General features: G+C 69.5%; 15 protein-coding genes and 1 tRNA gene. 11 read left to right on the top strand and 5 right to left on the bottom strand.

Annotated features, from left to right (window positions below; genetic code table 11):
• Positions 1 to 74 precede the first annotated feature (74 nt).
• Both ACFXAZ_RS01635 and ACFXAZ_RS01630 read left to right on the top strand, forming a co-directional pair.
• Positions 75 to 1,808 (top strand): cytochrome bc complex cytochrome b subunit, encoded by a 1,734-nt coding sequence (locus tag ACFXAZ_RS01635; RefSeq protein ID WP_384583385.1) that lies wholly within the window; start codon positions 75 to 77, stop codon positions 1,806 to 1,808.
• Positions 1,809 to 1,890: 82 nt separating this feature from the next.
• The gene (locus ACFXAZ_RS01630; RefSeq protein WP_384583382.1) at positions 1,891 to 2,040 is read left to right on the top strand and encodes a hypothetical protein; all 150 of its coding nucleotides are present in this window, start codon (positions 1,891 to 1,893) and stop codon (positions 2,038 to 2,040) included.
• A 438-nt stretch (positions 2,041 to 2,478) separates the two neighbouring features.
• Here ACFXAZ_RS01630 and ACFXAZ_RS01625 read toward each other — a convergent pair whose 3' ends face one another.
• On the bottom strand, positions 2,479 to 3,030 hold the full coding sequence (locus tag ACFXAZ_RS01625) for a YciI family protein (RefSeq protein ID WP_384583379.1): 552 nt from the start codon (positions 3,028 to 3,030) through the stop codon (positions 2,479 to 2,481).
• A 212-nt stretch (positions 3,031 to 3,242) separates the two neighbouring features.
• Positions 3,243 to 4,130 carry a hypothetical protein gene (locus ACFXAZ_RS01620; protein ID WP_384583376.1) on the bottom strand — a complete coding sequence of 296 codons (888 nt, stop codon included), beginning with the start codon at positions 4,128 to 4,130 and terminating at the stop codon, positions 3,243 to 3,245.
• Between the two features lie 95 nt (positions 4,131 to 4,225).
• Between ACFXAZ_RS01620 and ACFXAZ_RS01615 the strand changes: the two genes are divergently transcribed.
• The 6 genes from ACFXAZ_RS01615 to ACFXAZ_RS01590 all read left to right on the top strand — a co-directional run bounded on the left by ACFXAZ_RS01615 (position 4,226) and on the right by ACFXAZ_RS01590 (position 11,829).
• A complete protein-coding gene (locus ACFXAZ_RS01615; protein ID WP_384583373.1) occupies positions 4,226 to 4,819 on the top strand; it encodes a GNAT family N-acetyltransferase in 594 nt (197 codons plus the stop codon).
• A 102-nt stretch (positions 4,820 to 4,921) separates the two neighbouring features.
• The gene (locus tag ACFXAZ_RS01610) at positions 4,922 to 5,272 is read left to right on the top strand and encodes a chorismate mutase (protein ID WP_384583370.1); all 351 of its coding nucleotides are present in this window, start codon (positions 4,922 to 4,924) and stop codon (positions 5,270 to 5,272) included.
• 158 nt (positions 5,273 to 5,430) lie between these two features.
• Positions 5,431 to 5,952, top strand: coding sequence for a two-component system response regulator (locus tag ACFXAZ_RS01605; RefSeq protein WP_384583367.1), 522 nt, complete (start codon positions 5,431 to 5,433; stop codon positions 5,950 to 5,952).
• Positions 5,953 to 6,287: 335 nt separating this feature from the next.
• On the top strand, positions 6,288 to 8,786 hold the full coding sequence (pepN, locus tag ACFXAZ_RS01600; protein WP_384583365.1) for an aminopeptidase N: 2,499 nt from the start codon (positions 6,288 to 6,290) through the stop codon (positions 8,784 to 8,786).
• 218 nt (positions 8,787 to 9,004) lie between these two features.
• Positions 9,005 to 10,363 carry a pyridoxal phosphate-dependent decarboxylase family protein gene (locus ACFXAZ_RS01595; protein WP_384583362.1) on the top strand — a complete coding sequence of 453 codons (1,359 nt, stop codon included), beginning with the start codon at positions 9,005 to 9,007 and terminating at the stop codon, positions 10,361 to 10,363.
• Positions 10,360 to 11,829 (top strand): lysine N(6)-hydroxylase/L-ornithine N(5)-oxygenase family protein, encoded by a 1,470-nt coding sequence (locus tag ACFXAZ_RS01590; RefSeq protein WP_384583359.1) that lies wholly within the window; start codon positions 10,360 to 10,362, stop codon positions 11,827 to 11,829. Before ACFXAZ_RS01595 ends, ACFXAZ_RS01590 begins: the two co-directional genes overlap by 4 nt.
• Before the next feature lie 51 nt (positions 11,830 to 11,880).
• Here the strand turns inward: ACFXAZ_RS01590 and ACFXAZ_RS01585 are convergent, their stop codons facing one another.
• Positions 11,881 to 13,674, bottom strand: a complete 1,794-nt coding sequence (locus ACFXAZ_RS01585) for a bifunctional metallophosphatase/5'-nucleotidase (protein ID WP_384583356.1) — start codon at positions 13,672 to 13,674, stop codon at positions 11,881 to 11,883.
• A gap of 172 nt (positions 13,675 to 13,846) precedes the next feature.
• Here ACFXAZ_RS01585 and ACFXAZ_RS01580 point away from each other — a divergent pair, with 172 nt between their 5' ends.
• Together ACFXAZ_RS01580 and pyk are read left to right on the top strand one after the other, a co-directional pair.
• Entirely contained in the window at positions 13,847 to 14,548 is a 702-nt protein-coding gene (locus ACFXAZ_RS01580; protein ID WP_384583353.1) for an SIMPL domain-containing protein, read from the top strand.
• A gap of 138 nt (positions 14,549 to 14,686) precedes the next feature.
• Positions 14,687 to 16,117, top strand: coding sequence for a pyruvate kinase (pyk, locus tag ACFXAZ_RS01575; protein WP_384583350.1), 1,431 nt, complete (start codon positions 14,687 to 14,689; stop codon positions 16,115 to 16,117).
• 14 nt (positions 16,118 to 16,131) lie between these two features.
• Here pyk and ACFXAZ_RS01570 read toward each other — a convergent pair whose 3' ends face one another.
• Positions 16,132 to 16,899, bottom strand: a complete 768-nt coding sequence (locus ACFXAZ_RS01570; RefSeq protein WP_384583347.1) for a helix-turn-helix domain-containing protein — start codon at positions 16,897 to 16,899, stop codon at positions 16,132 to 16,134.
• A 105-nt stretch (positions 16,900 to 17,004) separates the two neighbouring features.
• Positions 17,005 to 17,077 (bottom strand) — tRNA-Leu (locus tag ACFXAZ_RS01565).
• A 105-nt stretch (positions 17,078 to 17,182) separates the two neighbouring features.
• Between ACFXAZ_RS01565 and ACFXAZ_RS01560 the strand changes: the two genes are divergently transcribed.
• Positions 17,183 to 17,851, top strand: a complete 669-nt coding sequence (locus ACFXAZ_RS01560; protein WP_384583344.1) for an ANTAR domain-containing response regulator — start codon at positions 17,183 to 17,185, stop codon at positions 17,849 to 17,851.
• Positions 17,852 to 17,928: the final 77 nt, after the last annotated feature.

Raw genomic sequence — 17,928 nt, 5'->3', positions numbered from 1 at the left:
CCCGCTTGCTGACACCTCTGGCCCGGCATCGGGGCCCGTGCCACCCTGAGGGCATCGGACGGGAAGGCGACGGCATGGGCGGCGCGCGACCGGAGAGCGGGGGCGCGGCGGGCGCTGAATCCGGAGTCGAGGGGCGCGGGGGAAGCGGGGGACGCGGGGGGACCGTCCCGCGCGGTGAGTGGCTCGCCGACTGGGCCGACGGACGGCTCGGTCTCTACGGTCTCGCCAGGGCCAACATGCGCAAGGCCTTCCCCGACCACCCCTCCTTCCTGCTCGGCGAGATCTGCCTCTACAGCTTCGTCGTCCTGATCCTCACCGGCGTCTATCTGACGCTGTTCTTCGAGCCCAGCATGGCCGAGGTGGTGTACGACGGCTCCTACGAGCCGCTCAACGGCGTCCTGATGACCCGTGCCTTCGAGTCCACCCTGGACATCAGCTTCGACGTACGCGGCGGGCTGCTGATCCGTCAGATCCACCACTGGGCCGCGCTGGTCTTCGTTACCGGCATGCTGGTGCACATGATGCGGGTGTTCTTCACCGGCGCCTACCGCAAGCCCCGCGAGATCAACTGGCTGTTCGGCTGGACGCTGCTCTTCCTCGGCATCATCACCGGCCTGACCGGCTACTCCCTCCCCGACGACATGCTCTCCGGGACCGGCGTCCGCTTCGCGCAGGGCGCCATCCTGTCCATCCCGATCGTCGGGACGTATCTCTCCTTCTTCCTGTTCGGCGGGGAGTTCCCGGGGCACGACATCATTTCGCGGTTCTTCCCGATCCATGTGCTGCTGCTGCCGGGGATCATGCTGGGCCTGGTCGCGGCCCATCTGATCCTGATCGTTCACCACAAGCACACCCAGTACCCAGGGCCCGGCAAGAAGCGGGAGTCCGTGGTCGGGATGCCCTTCCTGCCGGTCTACCTGGCGAAGGCGGGCGGGTTCTTCTTCCTGGTCTTCGGCGTGCTCACGCTCATGGGCGGCATCGCGCAGATCAACCCCGTCTGGGCCTTCGGCCCCTACCGCCCCGACCTGGTCACCACCGGCGCCCAGCCCGACTGGTACCTCGGCTTCTCCGAGGGACTGATCCGGGTGATGCCGGGATGGGAGATCAACCTCTGGGGCCACACCCTCGTCCTCGGCGTCTTCATCCCGTTCTCGCTGTTCCCGCTGATCCTGCTCGCCATCGGCGTCCACCCCTTCGTCGAGGCGTGGATCACCGGCGACCGCCGAGAACACCACCTCCTGGACCGGCCGCGCAACGCCCCGGTCCGCACCGCCCTCGGCGCCGCCTGGCTGACCCTGTACGCCGTGCTGCTCATCGGCGGCGGCAACGACATCGTGGCCACCCATCTGCATCTGTCCATCAACTCCATCACCTGGTTCGTCCGGATCGCCTTCTTCGTCGCCCCCGTCCTCGCCTTCTACGTCACCAAACGGGTCTGCCTCGCCCTCCAGCACCGCGACCGCGACAAGGTGCTGCACGGCCGGGAGACCGGCACCATCACCCGCCTCCCGCACGGCGAGTTCATCGAGGTCCATGAGCCACTGCCGCGAGCCGAGCTGTACGCCCTGACCCAGCACGAGCAGCCCCAGCCCTACGAGATCGGGCCGCCGGCCGACGCCGGTGGTGTACGGCGACGGGTCCGCGTCTCCCAACGGGTACGGGCGCGGCTGGCCCGGGGAATGTTCGGCCCGGACACACAGGTGCCGAAGCCGACGCCGGAGGAGTACGCGGAGCAGCGGGCGGCGCGTGCGGGCCATGGTGAGGGGGCGGCGGAGGTTGTGGGGGAGCGGGGGAGCGGGGGGAGTTGAGGGGTGGGGAGGGGCGGCGGTGAGCCGTTGCCGTTGCCCGGGGCCGGGAGTGCCGCCGTGCGGTTGCGATGCCGTACGGGCCGTGCTCGACGGCCTGGAAGGAGCCGACGGGCACTGCGAACCGGACCTGTTCGACGGTCGGGTCGAGCGGGGTGAGGCCGACGCCGAGGCCTGCGCGGCGGTGGCGAGCTGGCCGGACAGGCGCACTGCGCCGCCGCCAAGGCCGGTGTGATGGCCCTGACCAGGTGCGCGGCTGCTCGCCCTGCATGACCGGCGAGGTCGTCTCCGTCAGCAGCCGGCATCCCTAGGACCGATGGTGCTGGACGGGATCGCCGTACAGAAGCAGCCCGCCCGAAGGTGAGGGAGGCATCATGGCCGAGACACGCATCGTCGAAGCGGTCCGAACGCCCGTCGGGCGGCGCGGGGGAGGACCGAGCGCGGTCCACCCGGCCGGCCTGGGCGCGCATGTCGCCCTGTACTCGCACCGGCGCGCTGCGGGCCCTGGACGAGGCCACCCTCCCACGCACGGGCCCCACCTGATAGCGGCCAGTTGGTTCTCCCCGCCCGTGGCCACTTCAGCTCCCCGCCCGTGGCCACTTCAATTCCCCGTTGGCGGCCACTTCCTCTACAGAGCGTGATGCGCCCGCGATGGCACCGGTGGGCGCCTCGTTCATGACGGCCGCCCGCCGGACTCCCAGTTGTGCACCTCGATGTCGGCGTACAGGTCGTGGGTGAGGATGGCGCGTGCGGTGGCCGGGTCCGGGGCCCGGAGCAACGCCGCCGTGCCCAGCCAGAGAGTCCCGTCGTCGGACAGCAGCGGTCCGTAGGCAATCAGCTCCTTCGGCTCGGGCGGCAGCGCGAGGTCGGTGGCCTCTCCTGTGCCGAGGCCGAGCACCAGGTATCGGTTGCCTCCGGTCCGGCCGCCGGGGAAGTCCCACATGGTGCGCCCCAGGGCGTTGTGCCACCGTCGCACGAGTACGTCCCGGTAGGCGCCGGCCTGGTAGTTCGGCTCGTCGAAGGCGAACGCGCGGGCGGCAGCGGGATCGGGCAGGTCGAGGATGTGCACGCTGCCGGTGAGGGTCTCGCCGTCGTCAGCGAAGGTCGGCCCTCGGGCGATCATCTCCTTCGCGAATCCGTCCATGTAGGACAAGTGCGCATCGTTCAGTTCGTAGCGCAGCGACAGTGAGCCAGTGCGGTCGCGGTGGTAGCAGAGGAACTCCATGGCCGCAGTGTTCCCTTGAACAGGCGCCGATGGCGAGGGGGTTCCACTGCGATGACCGCACGGCGGACTCGCGCGAGTCGTCGAAGACCGCCCAGGGTTGCGACTACTGAGTGTGGCAATCCAGTGGGGAATCACGCTGGCCGTACGCGGGATTTTCCATTGGCCGCCGACACCCACCCAACGCAAGCCCCCGCCCCCACAAAACCCACCCCCTACGTGTCACACTCCAGCACCGTCCCGCACAACGCACACCGCGCCCGCACCCGCCCCCGTACCGGCACCCGGATCCGCTGATGGCAGGTCGGGCACGGGAACGACACACGCAGTGGACCCGCGCCGGAGAAGGCGTACGACACGCCATGCGCCTCGGCCATGGCGTGATCCTGGGCGTGTCGCCGGTCGCGCGCATAACGGCGGCGGCCCGCCCAGCCCGCCGCCGTCAGCGGCGGCTGCTGCCCGTCACGACGCGCCCGCGCCATGCCCGTCACATACGCCGTGTACGCCTGCGCGCTGGTGAACCAGGGCGACGGATCCTCCCCGAACACCAGGGCACGCTTCGCCAGGACGTAACCGAACTCCTCAGGCGTGAGATAGCCCAGCTTCTGGGAGGACGCCGCATCCTCCCGATAGGCGTCCAGCAGCAGCCACCCGGCGCCCAGATAGGCCGCCGCCGTGTCCGTGAGGATCTCGTTGTCCCGTGTGCCGGGGAACGCCAGCTCCAGCCGATGCAGATACACATGCATCGCCTCGTGCGCCAGCGCGGCGCCGATGTCCCGCCGATGCGTACGGAACCGGTCGTTCAGCTCCACGAAATACTCCGGACCGGCCGTCAGTTCGATGTTCGCCGCATGCTGCATCGCACGGAACGCGACGATCAGCCGGGCATCCGGCAACCGGTAGTGCCGCACGATCTCGCGCGCCACCCGCTGCGCGCCCAGATACAGATCGTCCGCGTCGGCGAACGCCACATCGGCCGGCACCACACTGGCCGAGAACGTCCGGATCGTGTCGTACGACAGCCTCCTGTACAGCGCTGTGATGGCCGCCCGCACCGTCTCCAGATGCGGGAACCCGTGCTCGACCGGCCCGCCGTTCGCCACGCCCGTACCCCCATGACGCCGTGAACCACCCGATTCCACTGTACGGCGGGGAAATCCGGATGCCCGGCCGCCGCCCCCGCGGCTACGGTCGGCCCGTGACCAGCGAGCCGCCCACCGAATCGCCCGTCGAACCCGCCGTCGAACCCCCCACCGGGCCCGTACCGCGAGTAGGCGGCCCCGACGACGATCTCCAGCAGTGGCTCGACGACGAACTGACCGCCTTCAACACCCGGGCCACCGCCGTCCCCCTGCCCGAGGACTTCTCCGTCACCGTCACCGACCCGGCGGGTGGCACCCGGATCGGCGGGCTCACCGGCTGGTTCTGGGGCGGCCTGTGCTCCGTGGACATGCTGTGGGTGCGTGAGGACCGGCGCCACGAGGGCTGGGGGACCCGGCTCATGCGGGCGGCCGAGGAGGAAGCCCTACGGCGCGGCTGCACCGACCTGACCGTCTCCACGTACACCTTCCAGGCCCCCGGCTTCTACGCCGCGCTCGGCTTCCGGGAGACCGGGAGGATCGACGGCGTCCCCGGCGGCCACCAGGACGTCCACTTCCACAAGCCCCTCGCGCGCGTGCCCGACCATCCCGCACCCGACCGCCCCGCACGTGACCACCCCGCACGTGACCACCCCGCACCCGACCACCCCGCACCCGACCAGGCCCCTGACCAGGCCCTCGACCAGGACTGAAGCCCGACCGCGTCGGATCCTGAGACACTCCCTGTCCGCCCCCTGGGACGATCCCCGGACGCCCCGCCGCCACCCCACCCCCGACACGTAGGGTGGTCGCCCATGACCACCAGCTACACCGGTACCGGAGACGTCGACCCCGCCGTGCGCGAGGAACTCGACCGGCTGCGCGACAGCATCGACAACATCGACGCGGCGGTCGTCCATATGCTCGCCGAACGCTTCAAGTGCACCCAGCAGGTGGGCCACCTCAAGGCCCGGCACCAGCTGCCGCCCGCCGACCCGGCGCGCGAGGCCCGGCAGATCGAGCGGCTCAGAGCCCTCGCAGAGAACGCCAAACTCGACCCGGCATTTGCTGAGAAGTTTCTCAATTTCATCATCGCCGAAGTGATCCGCCACCATGAGGGCATCGCCGAGGACACCGTCGCAAACCATCACTCAACGCCCCGCTGACCGGCCGGAACCACCAGCCGACCGAACCCTGGGCCACGGGGAGTGACGCGCACCCGCGCGGGAGACTTTCTCATCGAGTACTCCTCGTCAACCGACGAGCACTCCCCGTAGGCTCCGGACGCATAGGGTGGGAGCCCAGGTGGAGGGGAGGTCCGGCCATGGAGTCGGAAGCCAGGATCCTCATCGTCGACGACCACAAGGACACGCGGTACGCCCTGGAGAGCGCGCTCGCCCCGCTCGAACGCCCGCTGGCCCAGGCCGCCAGCGGCGACGAGGCACTCAAACAGGTGCTGCGCGGCGGGATCGGACTCCTGCTGCTCGACGTGCGCACACCCGGCGCGGACGGCCTGGAGGTCGTGCGCTATCTGCGCCGCCTCGAACAGACCCAGCACATCCCCGTCGTCCTGCTCACCGGCCTCGACCCCGACCATGAACTGACCACGGCCGCCTACGACCTCGGCGTCGCCGACCTCCTGATCAAACCCATCGACCCCTGGGCCCTGCGCACCAAGGTCCGCTACCTCTACGACGCCCACGCCCGCCACCGCGCACAGGAGCGCGAAATACGCGAACTCCGCGAACTGTGCGCCCCGCGCCCCCGCCAGAGCGCAATCCGCGAACGCCCCCGCCCCACCCGCATCCCCACCCAACGGGACATCCCGAGGGCCACCTCCGCCTGACCACCACACCACCTCCGCTTGACCACCACACCACCTCCGCTTGACCACCACACCACCTCCGGCCCGCCCGCCGAACCCCCCTCGGTCAGATCACCCGACCCCCTCGGTCAGACCGCCGAACCCCCTCGGCCCCGACCCGCCCCACCCACATCCCGCGACGCCCCCCCCGGCCACCCCCACACGCCCCCCGGCACGCCCCCGCGCACGCCCCACCACCGCCTCCCCCGAACGCGCCTCCCACGCCCGCCCCCACAACCCCCCACCCCAGGTCGCGATCCGAGCACGAACCGGACCGCCCCTGTGCGATGTCAGACCCATCGGGCAGCATGGCGTCCATGTCCGTTCTCACGCGCGACGAAGCGCAGACCCGTGCACAGCTCCTCGACGTCCAGCGGTACGCCATCGACCTCGACCTGACCACCGGGGCCGACACCTTCGACTCCCGTACCCTGATCAGGTTCAGCGCCCGCACGGACGCGGACACCTTCGTCGAGCTGAAGCCCGCCGAGCTGCGCTCGGTCACCCTCGACGGACATCCCCTCGACCCGGACACCCTCGACGGCAACCGGCTGCCCCTGAGAAACCTCACCGCGGGCGACCACGAACTGCACGTCGACGCCCGTATGCGCTACTCACGCACCGGCGAAGGCATGCACCGCTTCACCGACCCCAGCGACGACGAGACCTACGTCTACACCCAGCTCTTCATGGACGACGTACAGCGCGTCTTCGCCGCCTTCGACCAGCCCGACCTCAAGGCCGTCTTCGACCTCACCGTCACCGCCCCCGAAGGCTGGACCGTCCTCTCCAACGGCATCACCGAACAACAGCACGCGGGCCACTGGCGAGCCGCCCCCACCCCGCCCATCTCCACCTACCTCGTCGCCGTCGCCGCCGGCCCCTGGCACACCGTACGCACCGAACACCGCGGCCTGCCCTTCGGCATCCACTGCCGCCGCTCCCTCGGCCCCCACCTGGACCAGGACGCCGACGAACTCCTCGACATCACCCGCCAGTGCTTCGACCGCTACCACGAGAAATTCGCGGAACCCTACCCCTTCGACTCCTACGACCAGGCGTTCGTCCCCGAATTCAACGCCGGCGCCATGGAGAACCCCGGCCTCGTCACCTTCCGCGACGACTTCGTCTACCGCTCCGCCGTCACCGACACCGAACGCCAGACCCGCGCCATGGTCATCGCCCACGAAATGGCCCATATGTGGTTCGGCGACCTCGTCACCCTCAAGTGGTGGGACGACATCTGGCTCAACGAGTCCTTCGCCGAATACATGGGCTACCAGACCCTCATCGAAGCCACCCGCTTCACCGACACCTGGACCGACTTCGGCGTCATCCGCAAAGGCTGGGGCTACGACGCCGACCAACGTCCCTCCACCCACCCCGTCGCCCCCGAAGCCGTCCCCGACACCGCCTCCGCGATGCTCAACTTCGACGGCATCTCCTACGCCAAGGGCGCCTCCGCCCTGCGCCAACTCGTCACCTGGCTCGGCGAGAAAGACTTCCTCGCCGGCATCAACACCCACTTCGACCGCCATAAATTCGCCAACGCCACCCTCGCCGACTTCATCGACTCCCTCGCCCACACCACCGAACGCGACGTCCACGCCTGGGCCGACGCCTGGCTGCGCACCACCGGCGTCGACACCCTCGCCCCCCGCGTCACCCGCGGCGACCACGGCACCTGCACCCTCACCGTCGACCACACCGGCACCCGCCCCCACCGCATCGCCGTCGGCCTCTACGACCTCGACCTCGCCGACGACGACGGCCGCCTCACCCTGCGCGACCGCCGCCACCTCGACATCCCCCAGACCGAACCCGAACCCATCGGCAAACGCCCCGCATTCCTCCTCCTCAACGACGAAGACCTCACCTACGCCAAGATCCGCTTCGACCGCGAATCCTTCACCACCCTGCGCACCCGCCTCTCCGGCCTCCCCGAACCCATCACCCGCGCGGTCGTCTGGAACGCCCTCAGGGACGCCGTCCGCGACGGCGAACTCCCCCCCACCGCCTACCTGGACACCGCCCGCGCCCACCTCCCACGCGAAACCGACCTCGCCCTCGCCCAGGGCGTCCTCTCCTTCGCCGGCACCCAGATCACCGACCGCTACCTCACCCCCCAGGCCCGCCCCGCCGCCCTCGCCACCCTCAGCGCCCTGTGCCGCGACCTCATCCGCCGCACCGAGGACGGCACCCACCCCGGCCTGCGCCTGATCGCCGTACGCCACTTCATCGACGTCACCACCCGCCCCGACACCCTCGCCGCCTGGCTCGCCGACGGCAGCGTCCCCGGCGGACCCGAACTCGACCCCGAGCTGCGCTGGCGCATCCTCGCCCGCCTCGCTGTCCTCGGCGCCACCGACGAACAGGCCATCGCCGCCGAACTGGACCGCGACCCCAGCGCCACCGGCCAGGAAGGCGCCGCCCGCTGCCGCGCCGCCCTGCCCGACCCCGACGCCAAACACACCGCCTGGGCCGCCATGTTCACCACCGACGACCTCTCCAACTACCTCTTCAACGCCACGGCCCAAGGCTTCTGGCAGCCCGAACAGACCGATCTGCTACGGGAATACGTCCCCCGCTACTTCGCGGACGCCGTCACCCTCGCCCACCGCCGCGGCCCCGCCATCGCCGACGCCGCCGGCCGCTGGGCCTTCCCCGTCCACGCCGTCGACACCGAAACCCTCCGCCTCGGACGAACCTGCCTCGATGACGCCGACCCCACCCCCGCCCTGCGCCGCAAACTCATCGACCAACTCGACGACCTGGAACGCGCACTGAAGGTACGAGGCACCACCGGCCAGGAATAGCCCCGGGGCCCCGACCACCCGGCCCCCCGACCGCCCGGGCCCCCGGGCCCCCGGGCCCCCGGGCCCCCGGGCCCCCCGACCACCCGGGCCGCCCTACCATCCCCACCCGGCCCACCACCACCGCCCGTACCCCCTTTCGGGTCCGATCCCCGCACTTCCCGGGCGCGGCAGCGCACCCCCCGTCCAAGCTGTAACCCCGCTGCCCGCCCGGAGGACCCATGCCCACCCCACCCCTGGCATCGGGCCCCCACGGCCCCGACGCCATGAGACCGCTGCTCGACACCGTCCTCGACGCCCTCCAGGCCGGAAACCGAGCCCGCGGCGGCCCCCTCCCCGCAGGCGGCCCGGCGGCCATCGCCGCCCTCGTACGCGACACCGTCGGCGATCTGCTCCCCGACGACGGCGACCCCCACGCCCTGCACGACCTGGTACGCCTCCTCGCCCAGGGCGCCGCCGACCCCGCCGACCCGCTGTGCGCCGCACACCTGCACTGCCCGCCGCTCGCCGTCGCCGCCTCCGCCGACCTCGCCGCCGCGATCCTCAACCCCTCCCTCGACTCCTGGGACCAGGCCCCCGCCGCCTCCGAACTGGAAACCCTCGTCACCCAGGCCCTCGCCCGCGAGACCGGCGCCGCCGACGCCCTCATCACCACCGGCGGCACCGAATCCAACCTCCTCGCCCTGCTCCTCGCCCGCGAGACCCACGGCAGCGCCCTCCAACTCGTCTGCGGCGCCAACGCCCACCACTCCCTGCCCCGCGCCGCCTGGCTGCTCGGCCTCCCGGACCCCGTCGTCGTACCCGCCCCCACCGGCACCCTCGACCCCACCGCCCTCGACGCGGCCCTCACCACCCACCCCGGCCCCCACCTCGTCGCCGCCACCGCGGGCACCACCGACGCCGGACTCATCGACCCGCTCCCCGAGATCGCCGCCCGCAGCCGCGCCCACCACGCCCGACTGCACATCGACGCCGCATACGGCGGCGGCCTCCTCTTCAGCGACCGCCACCGCCACCGGCTCACCGGCCTCGACGCCGCCCACACCATCACCCTCGACCTGCACAAACTCGGCTGGCAGCCCCTCGCCGCAGGCGCCCTCACCCTTAGCGACCCCGCCGAACTCGCCGCCCTCACCCACCACGCCGACTACCTCAACGCCACCGACGACACCGACGCCGGACTACCCGACCTCCTCGGCCGCTCCCTGCGCACCAGCCGCCGCCCCGACGTCCTGAAGATCGCCGTCACCTTCAAAACCCTCGGCCGCACCGGCCTCGGCACCCTCGTCGACCAGGTCTGCGCCATCGCACACCAGTTCGCCGACCTGGTCGAGCAGCACCCCGGCTTCGAACTCCACGCCCACCCGGTGATCAGCACGGTCCTGTTCCGGCCGACGGCCCACACAGACACCTCCCTCGCCGCCCTGCGCCGCCACCTCCTCACCACCGGCCGCGCCGTCCTCGGCCGCGCCCACCTCGACGGCCGGCGCTGGCTCAAGGCCACCTTCCTCAACCCCCACACCCACCCCGACGACCTGACCGCCCTCCTGACCCTGGTGGAAGGAAACACCCCCGAATGACCCCCGAAACCCCCAACCCGGCCCCCAGCCACAACGCCGGCCCCCACCCCAGCCATGTCCCCACCCCCACCCCCCACCCCGACACCCCCCGAGACCTGGTCGGCATCGGCATCGGCCCCCTCAACCTCTCCCTCGCCGCCCTCGCCCACCCCCTCGCCGAACTCGACGCCGTCTTCTACGAACAGCGCCCCGCCTTCCACTGGCACCCCGGACTCCTCATCGACGGCACCGCCCTCCAAGTCCCCTTCCTCGCCGACCTGGTGACCCTCGCCGACCCCGCCAGCCCCTGGACCTTCCTCAGCTACCTCCGCGCCCGCGACCGCCTCTACCCCTTCTACTTCGCCGAGCGCTTCCACATCCAGCGCGCCGAATACGACGCCTACTGCCGCTGGGTCGCCGAGAGCCTCCCCGGACTGCATTTCCACCACCAGGTCGACGCCGTCCGCTGGAACCCCGAACGCGACGTCTTCGAGGTCGACCACACCCAACTCGACACCAACGGCGAAGCCGAAGCCCTGGGCCGCACCTACACCCGCAACATCGTCCTCGGCATCGGCACCGAGCCCCACGTCCCCGACCCGCTCCGCCCCCTCGTCGACGCCCCCGGCGTCCCCGTCCTGCACGCCGCCGACTACCGCGACCACCGCGAAACCCTGCTCACCGCAGGCCATGTCACCGTCATCGGATCAGGCCAGTCCGGCGCGGAAGTCTTCCTCGACCTGCTGCGCCACCGCCCCACCGGCCGTGAACAACTCCACTGGCTCGGCCGCACCGAGGCCTTCGCACCCATGGAGTACTCCAAACTCGGCCTCGAACACTTCACCCCCGACTACACCCGCTACTTCCACGCCCTCGCCGAACCCGTCCGCGACGGCCTCATCGCCTCCCAATGGCAACTCCACAAAGGCATCGACGCCGCCACCCTCACCGCCATCCACGACGAGCTGTACCGCCGCACCCTCCACGGCGGCTGGCCCGACGCCGTACTCACCCCCGGCGTCCAGGTCCGCACCGCAGGCCGCATCGCCACCACCAAGATCGAACTACACCTCGAACACCGACAGCAGGGCACCCGCTCCCGCCTCACCACCGACGCCGTCGTCCTCGCCACCGGCTACCGCGAACGCCCCCTCAACCGCATCCTCGCCGGACTCGACCCCTACCTACGCCGCGACAGCCGCGAACGCCCCCGCATCGACCAGGACTTCCGCCTCGTCCTCGACCCCTCCATCACCGGCGCCATCCACGTCCAGAACGCCGAGACCCACACCCACGGCGTCGGCACCCCCGACCTCGGACTCGCCGCCTGGCGCAGCGCCACCATCCTCAACGCCCTCACCGGCAAAGAGACCTACCCCCTGCCCCGCCGCACCGCCTTCACCACCTTCGGCCTCGAACAACACCAGCCCCGGATCCCGGCCGCCCGCACCCCCCGCACCCTCACCCCCCTCACGGACGGAATCTGAGACCGGAATCCGAGACCGGCACCCCACAACCCGTACAGCCCGTACAACCCGTCAGAACACCGGCGTGCCCTCCCGCGTCAGCCGCCAGTCCACCGACGCGAAGTCCCTCGGATCCAGCACCCCCTTCGCGGTCACCCACTCCGCGATCCGGGTCCGGATCTCCGTCGACTCCGACCACACCTCCTGCGCCGACGCCACATGCGGGAAGGCACCGCCACCATTCGCCCGGTAATTGTTCACCGCAAACACGAACCGCGCCGCATCATCCAACGGCGCCCCGCCATACACCAGATTCCGCACCCGCGACCCCACCGGCTGCGCAATATCGATGTCGTACGACAACCCCGACACATAGTCGTAGTTGTAGTCCGGCCGGCCATTCGCATTCGTCAACCGCGCCACATCCACCGGAACACCGGGCGCCACCTGCGCGAAATACTCCGCCGAATACTCCAGATACGCCCGCACCTGCGCACCCGTCAGCACCTTCGCGACCAACGTGTTGTCATACACATACAGACCCGACAGATCCCGGATCGTCACCTCACCCGCAGGAATCTCCGACGTCCGCGAGAACGGCGACGCCTGCGACAACACCGGCAGCGCAGCGAACTCCGTGCCCGCCAGAGCCGCCCGCACCACATCCTCCTGCACCTTGTTGATCAGATCGATGATCGGAGCATCCTTGTACCGGGCATCCACCGTGGTCAGCGTCTCGGTCGCACTACCGACCACCTGATTCACATACGCCACCACCTTGGCGTGCTCATCGTCCAGCAACCGGCCGATCTTCGGATCATCCGCCACCGCATTCGAATTCCGCAACGACGCCTTCACCGACTCCACCCGCCAGCTGTCCCCCTCAAGCACCAGCTCGAAATCAAAAAGCGTCAACCGCTCCGCGTAGCACAACGGCTCCGACAGCACCACCGCCTTCCCCGTCGCCTCATTCACCACCCGCAGCTCCGGAATCTCCACATGCGCATGCCCGACCAGAATCGCATCGATCCCCGGCACCAACCGCGCCACATTCGCCGCCGCATTCTCCACATACGGCAACTGATCACCGTACGAAGACGTCCCCGACGACCCCGAATGCGCCGAGACCACCACCACGTCCGCCCCCATCGAACGCAACTTCGGCACCCACTTCGCCGCCTGCTCCTCCAACCCCGGAAATGCCAGCTTCCCCTGCACCAGCGCCTTGTCCCAGATCGCGATCCCCGGATTCGTCAACCCCAGCACCGCCACCTTCACCGACGGCGCCCCCGGCACCCGGAACGTCTTCATCAAATACGGCGGAAAAGCAGGCCGCAACGTCTTCGCATCCACCGCGTTCGCACCCAGCAGCGGAAAATCACACTGCTCCTCGAACTTCCGCAGCGTCTCGATACCATAATTGAACTCATGATTACCCAACGCCACCGCGTCATACCCGATCGCATTCATCGCCTGCGCCATCGGATGCACCGGACCACCCTTCGCGGTGATCGGCTCCACCTTCGCGTAGTAATACGTCAGCGGCGTCCCCTGGATCGTGTCCCCCGCATCCAGCAACAGCGTGTTCGCCCGCCCCTTCTCCTTACGGACCTGCGCCACCAGCGTCGCGATCCGCGCCAGCCCCTTCGCATTCCCCTGGGCGTCCGCGTACTCCGCGTCCTTGAAATAATCCCAGTTGAAAACATTGCCATGCAGATCCGTCGTGCCCATCACCGTGAACGAATAGCGCCGCACCGGCCGCCCCTTCTGCTCCGCCGCCCCCGCCGACGGCGCGGCGGCCACCCCGGCAACCGTCACCCCCGCACCCGTCGCGGCCGACCTCTCCAGAAACTTCCTGCGGTTCATCGAGACACGTCCTCTCCTTGGGCCGAACACACACGCCAGGCCGAACACACTCACGTAACGCGCGTAGATTCTGACCCGCACATGACCGCAGGCAACAGGCCCGACAGGTTGCGATCCGATGACCCCGCCTGTGCAACACCTGGCAACACCCCCCAACTGACACAGTGAACCCATGACAACCCCACCCACCCATGTCCCCTACGGCACCCCCGACGCCCCCCGCATCGCCGTCCGCGGCGAAGCCCACCTCGAAGTCGACCCCGAATATGCCCGTATCGGCATCACCGTCACCGCCCGGGGCCGCGACCGCCGCACCGCCCTCGACGACCTCACCCGCCGCAACACCACCGCCCTCGACCTCATCCGGTCCTACGGCGACACCGTCGAACACATCGAAACCGGCACCCTCTCCATCCACCCCCTCCTCACCAAACACGGCCGCGGCGAGCACATCCGCACCTACCAGGGCGCCGTCCACATCACCGCCGAACTCACCGACTTCACCACCCTCGGCGAACTCACCACCCGCCTCGCCGACCTCGACCTCACCCGCGTCGACGGCCCCTGGTGGGCCCTGCGCCCCGACTCACCCGCCCACCGCCAGGCCCGCCGCCAAGCAGTCCAGGAAGCCGTCCAACGCGCCCGCGAATACGCCGACGCCCTCGGCACCACCCTCGCCGCCCTCGTCGAACTCGCCGACACCGGCGCCGAAGCACCCCCCTCGCACCCCCTCGGCGGCGGCGCGATGCGCAGCGTCGCCTACGCCGCCACAGCCGAGGACGCCGCCACCCCACCCCTCGACCTCGAACCCCAACGGCAGCACGTCTACGCCACCGTCAATGCCCGCTTCACCATGAACCCCCCGAGCCTCTGAACCGCGCACCAGCAAAGAATGCTCATCAGAGCACCCCGGCGCACAATTCAATACTTGTCAACACCCCTTCACCCAAAGGTTGTTGAGTAGTCACGCCCGGCCAATTCTCTACCCACCGGTAAGCAATAGTCTCGAAACATGCGCCGAGCGAAGATCGTCTGCACACTGGGCCCCGCCACCGACTCGTACGACCAGATCAAAGCCCTGGTCGAAGCCGGAATGGACGTCGCCCGCTTCAACCTCAGCCACGGCGCCCACGCCGACCACGAGGAACGCTACCGGCGCGTCCGCAAAGCCGCCGACGAGACCGGCCGCAGCGTCGGCACCCTCGCCGACCTTCAAGGCCCGAAGATCCGCCTCGGACATTTCACCGAAGGACCCGTACTCCTCGAACGCGGCGACACCTTCACCATCAGCGTCGAGCACGACATCCCGGGCGACCGCGAAACCTGCGGCACCACCTACCGAGGACTCGCCGCCGACGTCACCCCCGGCGAACGCATCCTCGTCGACGACGGCAAAGTCTGCCTCCAGGTCACCGCCGTCGACGGCCCCCGCGTCCACACCACCGTCCTCGAAGGCGGCATGGTCTCCGACCACAAGGGCCTCAACCTCCCCGGCGTCGCCGTCTCCGTCCCCGCCCTCTCCGACAAGGACGAAGCAGACCTCCGCTGGGCCCTGCGCACCGGCTTCGACGTCATCGCCCTCTCCTTCGTCCGCAGCGGACGCGACGCCGACGACGTCCACCGCATCATGGACGAGGAGGGCCGCCGCCTCCCCCTCATCGCCAAGGTCGAAAAACCCCAGGCGGTCGAGGCCATCGACGACATCGTCGCCGCCTTCGACGGCATCATGGTCGCCCGCGGCGACCTCGGCGTCGAAATGCCGCTCGAACAGGTCCCGATCGTCCAGAAGCGCGCCATCAAACTCGCCAAGCGCAACGCCAAACCGGTCATCGTCGCCACCCAGATGCTCGACTCGATGATCGACAACTCCCGCCCCACCCGCGCCGAAGCCAGCGACGTCGCCAACGCCGTCATCGACGGCACCGACGCCGTGATGCTCTCCGGCGAGACCAGCGTCGGCAAGTACCCCATCGAAACCGTCCGCACCATGGCGAAGATCGTCGCAGCGGCCGAAGAAGACCTCCCGGCCAAGGGCCTGCCCCCCCTCACCGAAACCAACAAACCCCGCACCCAGGGCGGCGCCGTCGCCCGCGCGGCAGCCGAAATGGGCGACTTCCTCGGCGCCAAATTCCTCGTCGCCTTCACCCAGTCCGGCGACACCGCCCGCCGCCTCTCCCGCTACCGCTCCCCGATCCCCCTCCTCGCCTTCACCCCCGACCCCGCCACCCGCTCCCAGCTCACCCTCACCTGGGGCGTCGAAACGTTCCTGGGCCCCCACGTCGACTCCACCGACGCGATGGTCGACCAGGTGGACGAACTCCTCACGAGGCACGCCCGCTGCGCACCGGGCGACACGGTCGTGATCACGGCCGGCTCCCCACCCGGGGTATCGGGAACGACGAACCTGGTGCGGGTGCACCACATCGGCGAGTCGACACGCTGACCTCGCCGGCCAGGTTAGTACTTGGGCCCGACGTGAGTGTCCATGAGCGCGACGGAGGCCCTCCGGGCGATCGAGATGTTGCTGCTGTTTGCTTGCCGCCACTCGATGCCGACCTGGTCGAGGGTGTCGGTGAAGAGACGCAGGATGTCGTCCGACGTGTTGGTGAAGAAGTACCGGGGATATTCGTAGCGCTTACGCTCACCGGCGATGAGTCGGGTCGTCCAGTTCGTCGTCCGGCAGCCGTCGGAGTGGATGAGGCCCCGGATGAACTCCCAGGGGTGGGCGTCGACGATGTCCTGCTGCCAGGGTTCGAGGGCGATACGGCGGTCGTGTTTCTTGCCGGGGCCGTGCTGGGGAAACAGGCAGAGCCAGTGCTTGCTGTAGGACTTCACTTCGATGCAGCCCGGCGTGTAGCGCTGTCTCACGCTGGGCAGGGGCATCACCTTCCGCATGGCGTCTTCGGCGGCGGCGATCAGGCCGGTCTGGGTGGCGTTGCAGAAGACGGATAAGTGGTGCTGCTTGTGCCTTGAGACGATGTGGCCGTCACCGAGATAGAGCCCCAGAAGATAGGCGTACGCAACCCTGTCGAATTCGATGCCGGTGCAGTGGGGGCAGTCCGTGGGCTTCTCGTAGGTTTCCCCGCGCAGTTTGCGGTCCTCGCTGCGCCACCACCCGACAGTCCCTCGCGGGACATTGAGGCGAGCGGCGACTGTGCGGTTGGGCACGCCTTGGCGCATGAGTGCGACGGCTTGTGCGCGAATCGAAGGGCTGTGTTGCTCCATGTGGCCAGACTGCGCGAATGATCGCGGCGGCACGCAGGGAAAAAGGGATGTTCACGAGAATGTGGTCATCCGCTTGTGATGGTGACCTTGGAATTGAAGGAAAAGTGCCCCGGGTGGGATTCGAACCCACGCTTGCGGTGGTTTGAGCACCGGGCCTCTGCCGCTGGGCTACCGGGGCTTTCCTTGAAAACGAAGGTTGGCGGTCACCCGCCGCTCACCCACCATACCGCAGCTAGGTACGCTCTTGGCAGCAGTATCTGCCTGCCCTGAACGAGGAGCCCCCGTGACCGCCCCCGAGTCGCCCCAAGACGTGTCCGACGACGACAAGTCGCACGTTCCTCCGCTGACGACCCGTGTCGTCATCGCTGAGGACGAGGCCCTGATCCGGCTCGACCTCAAAGAGATGCTGGAGGAGGAGGGCTACTCGGTCGTCGGGGAGGCCGGTGACGGGGAGCAGGCGGTGGAGCTGGCCCGTGAGCTGCGGCCCGATCTGGTCATCCTGGATGTGAAGATGCCCAAGCTCGACGGCATCTCGGCGGCCGAGCGGATCGCCGAGGAGTCCATCGCGCCGGTGCTCATGCTGACCGCGTTCTCGCAGCGGGATCTCGTGGAGCGGGCCCGGGACGCCGGGGCCATGGCCTATCTGGTCAAGCCGTTCAGCAAGAGCGATGTCGTCCCGGCGATCGAGATGGCCGTCTCGCGGTACACGCAGCTCAAGGAGCTGGAGAAGGAGGTCGCCGACCTCTCCCAGCGGCTGGAGACGCGGAAGCTGGTGGACCGGGCGAAGTCGATTCTTCAGACGGAGTACGGGCTGAACGAGCCCGCCGCGTTCCGCTGGATCCAGAAGACGTCGATGGACCGTCGGATGTCGATGCAGCAGGTCGCGGAGGCCGTGATCGAGGACGCGGCGGAGAAGAAGGCGGCGAAGGGTGAGAAGGGGGAGAAGGGCTGATTCCGCGGAGTCGGCCGGCCCCGCCGGGCTGAGCGTGCCGAGGCCCGCGTCCCTTTTTGATGGGGGCGCGGGCCTCG

Source organism: Streptomyces sp. NPDC059477, from assembly GCF_042749375.1.
GTDB lineage: Bacteria > Actinomycetota > Actinomycetes > Streptomycetales > Streptomycetaceae > Streptomyces.
Note: the sequence above shows the minus strand (reverse complement) of the source record. Positions and strands in the feature narration are given on the sequence as shown.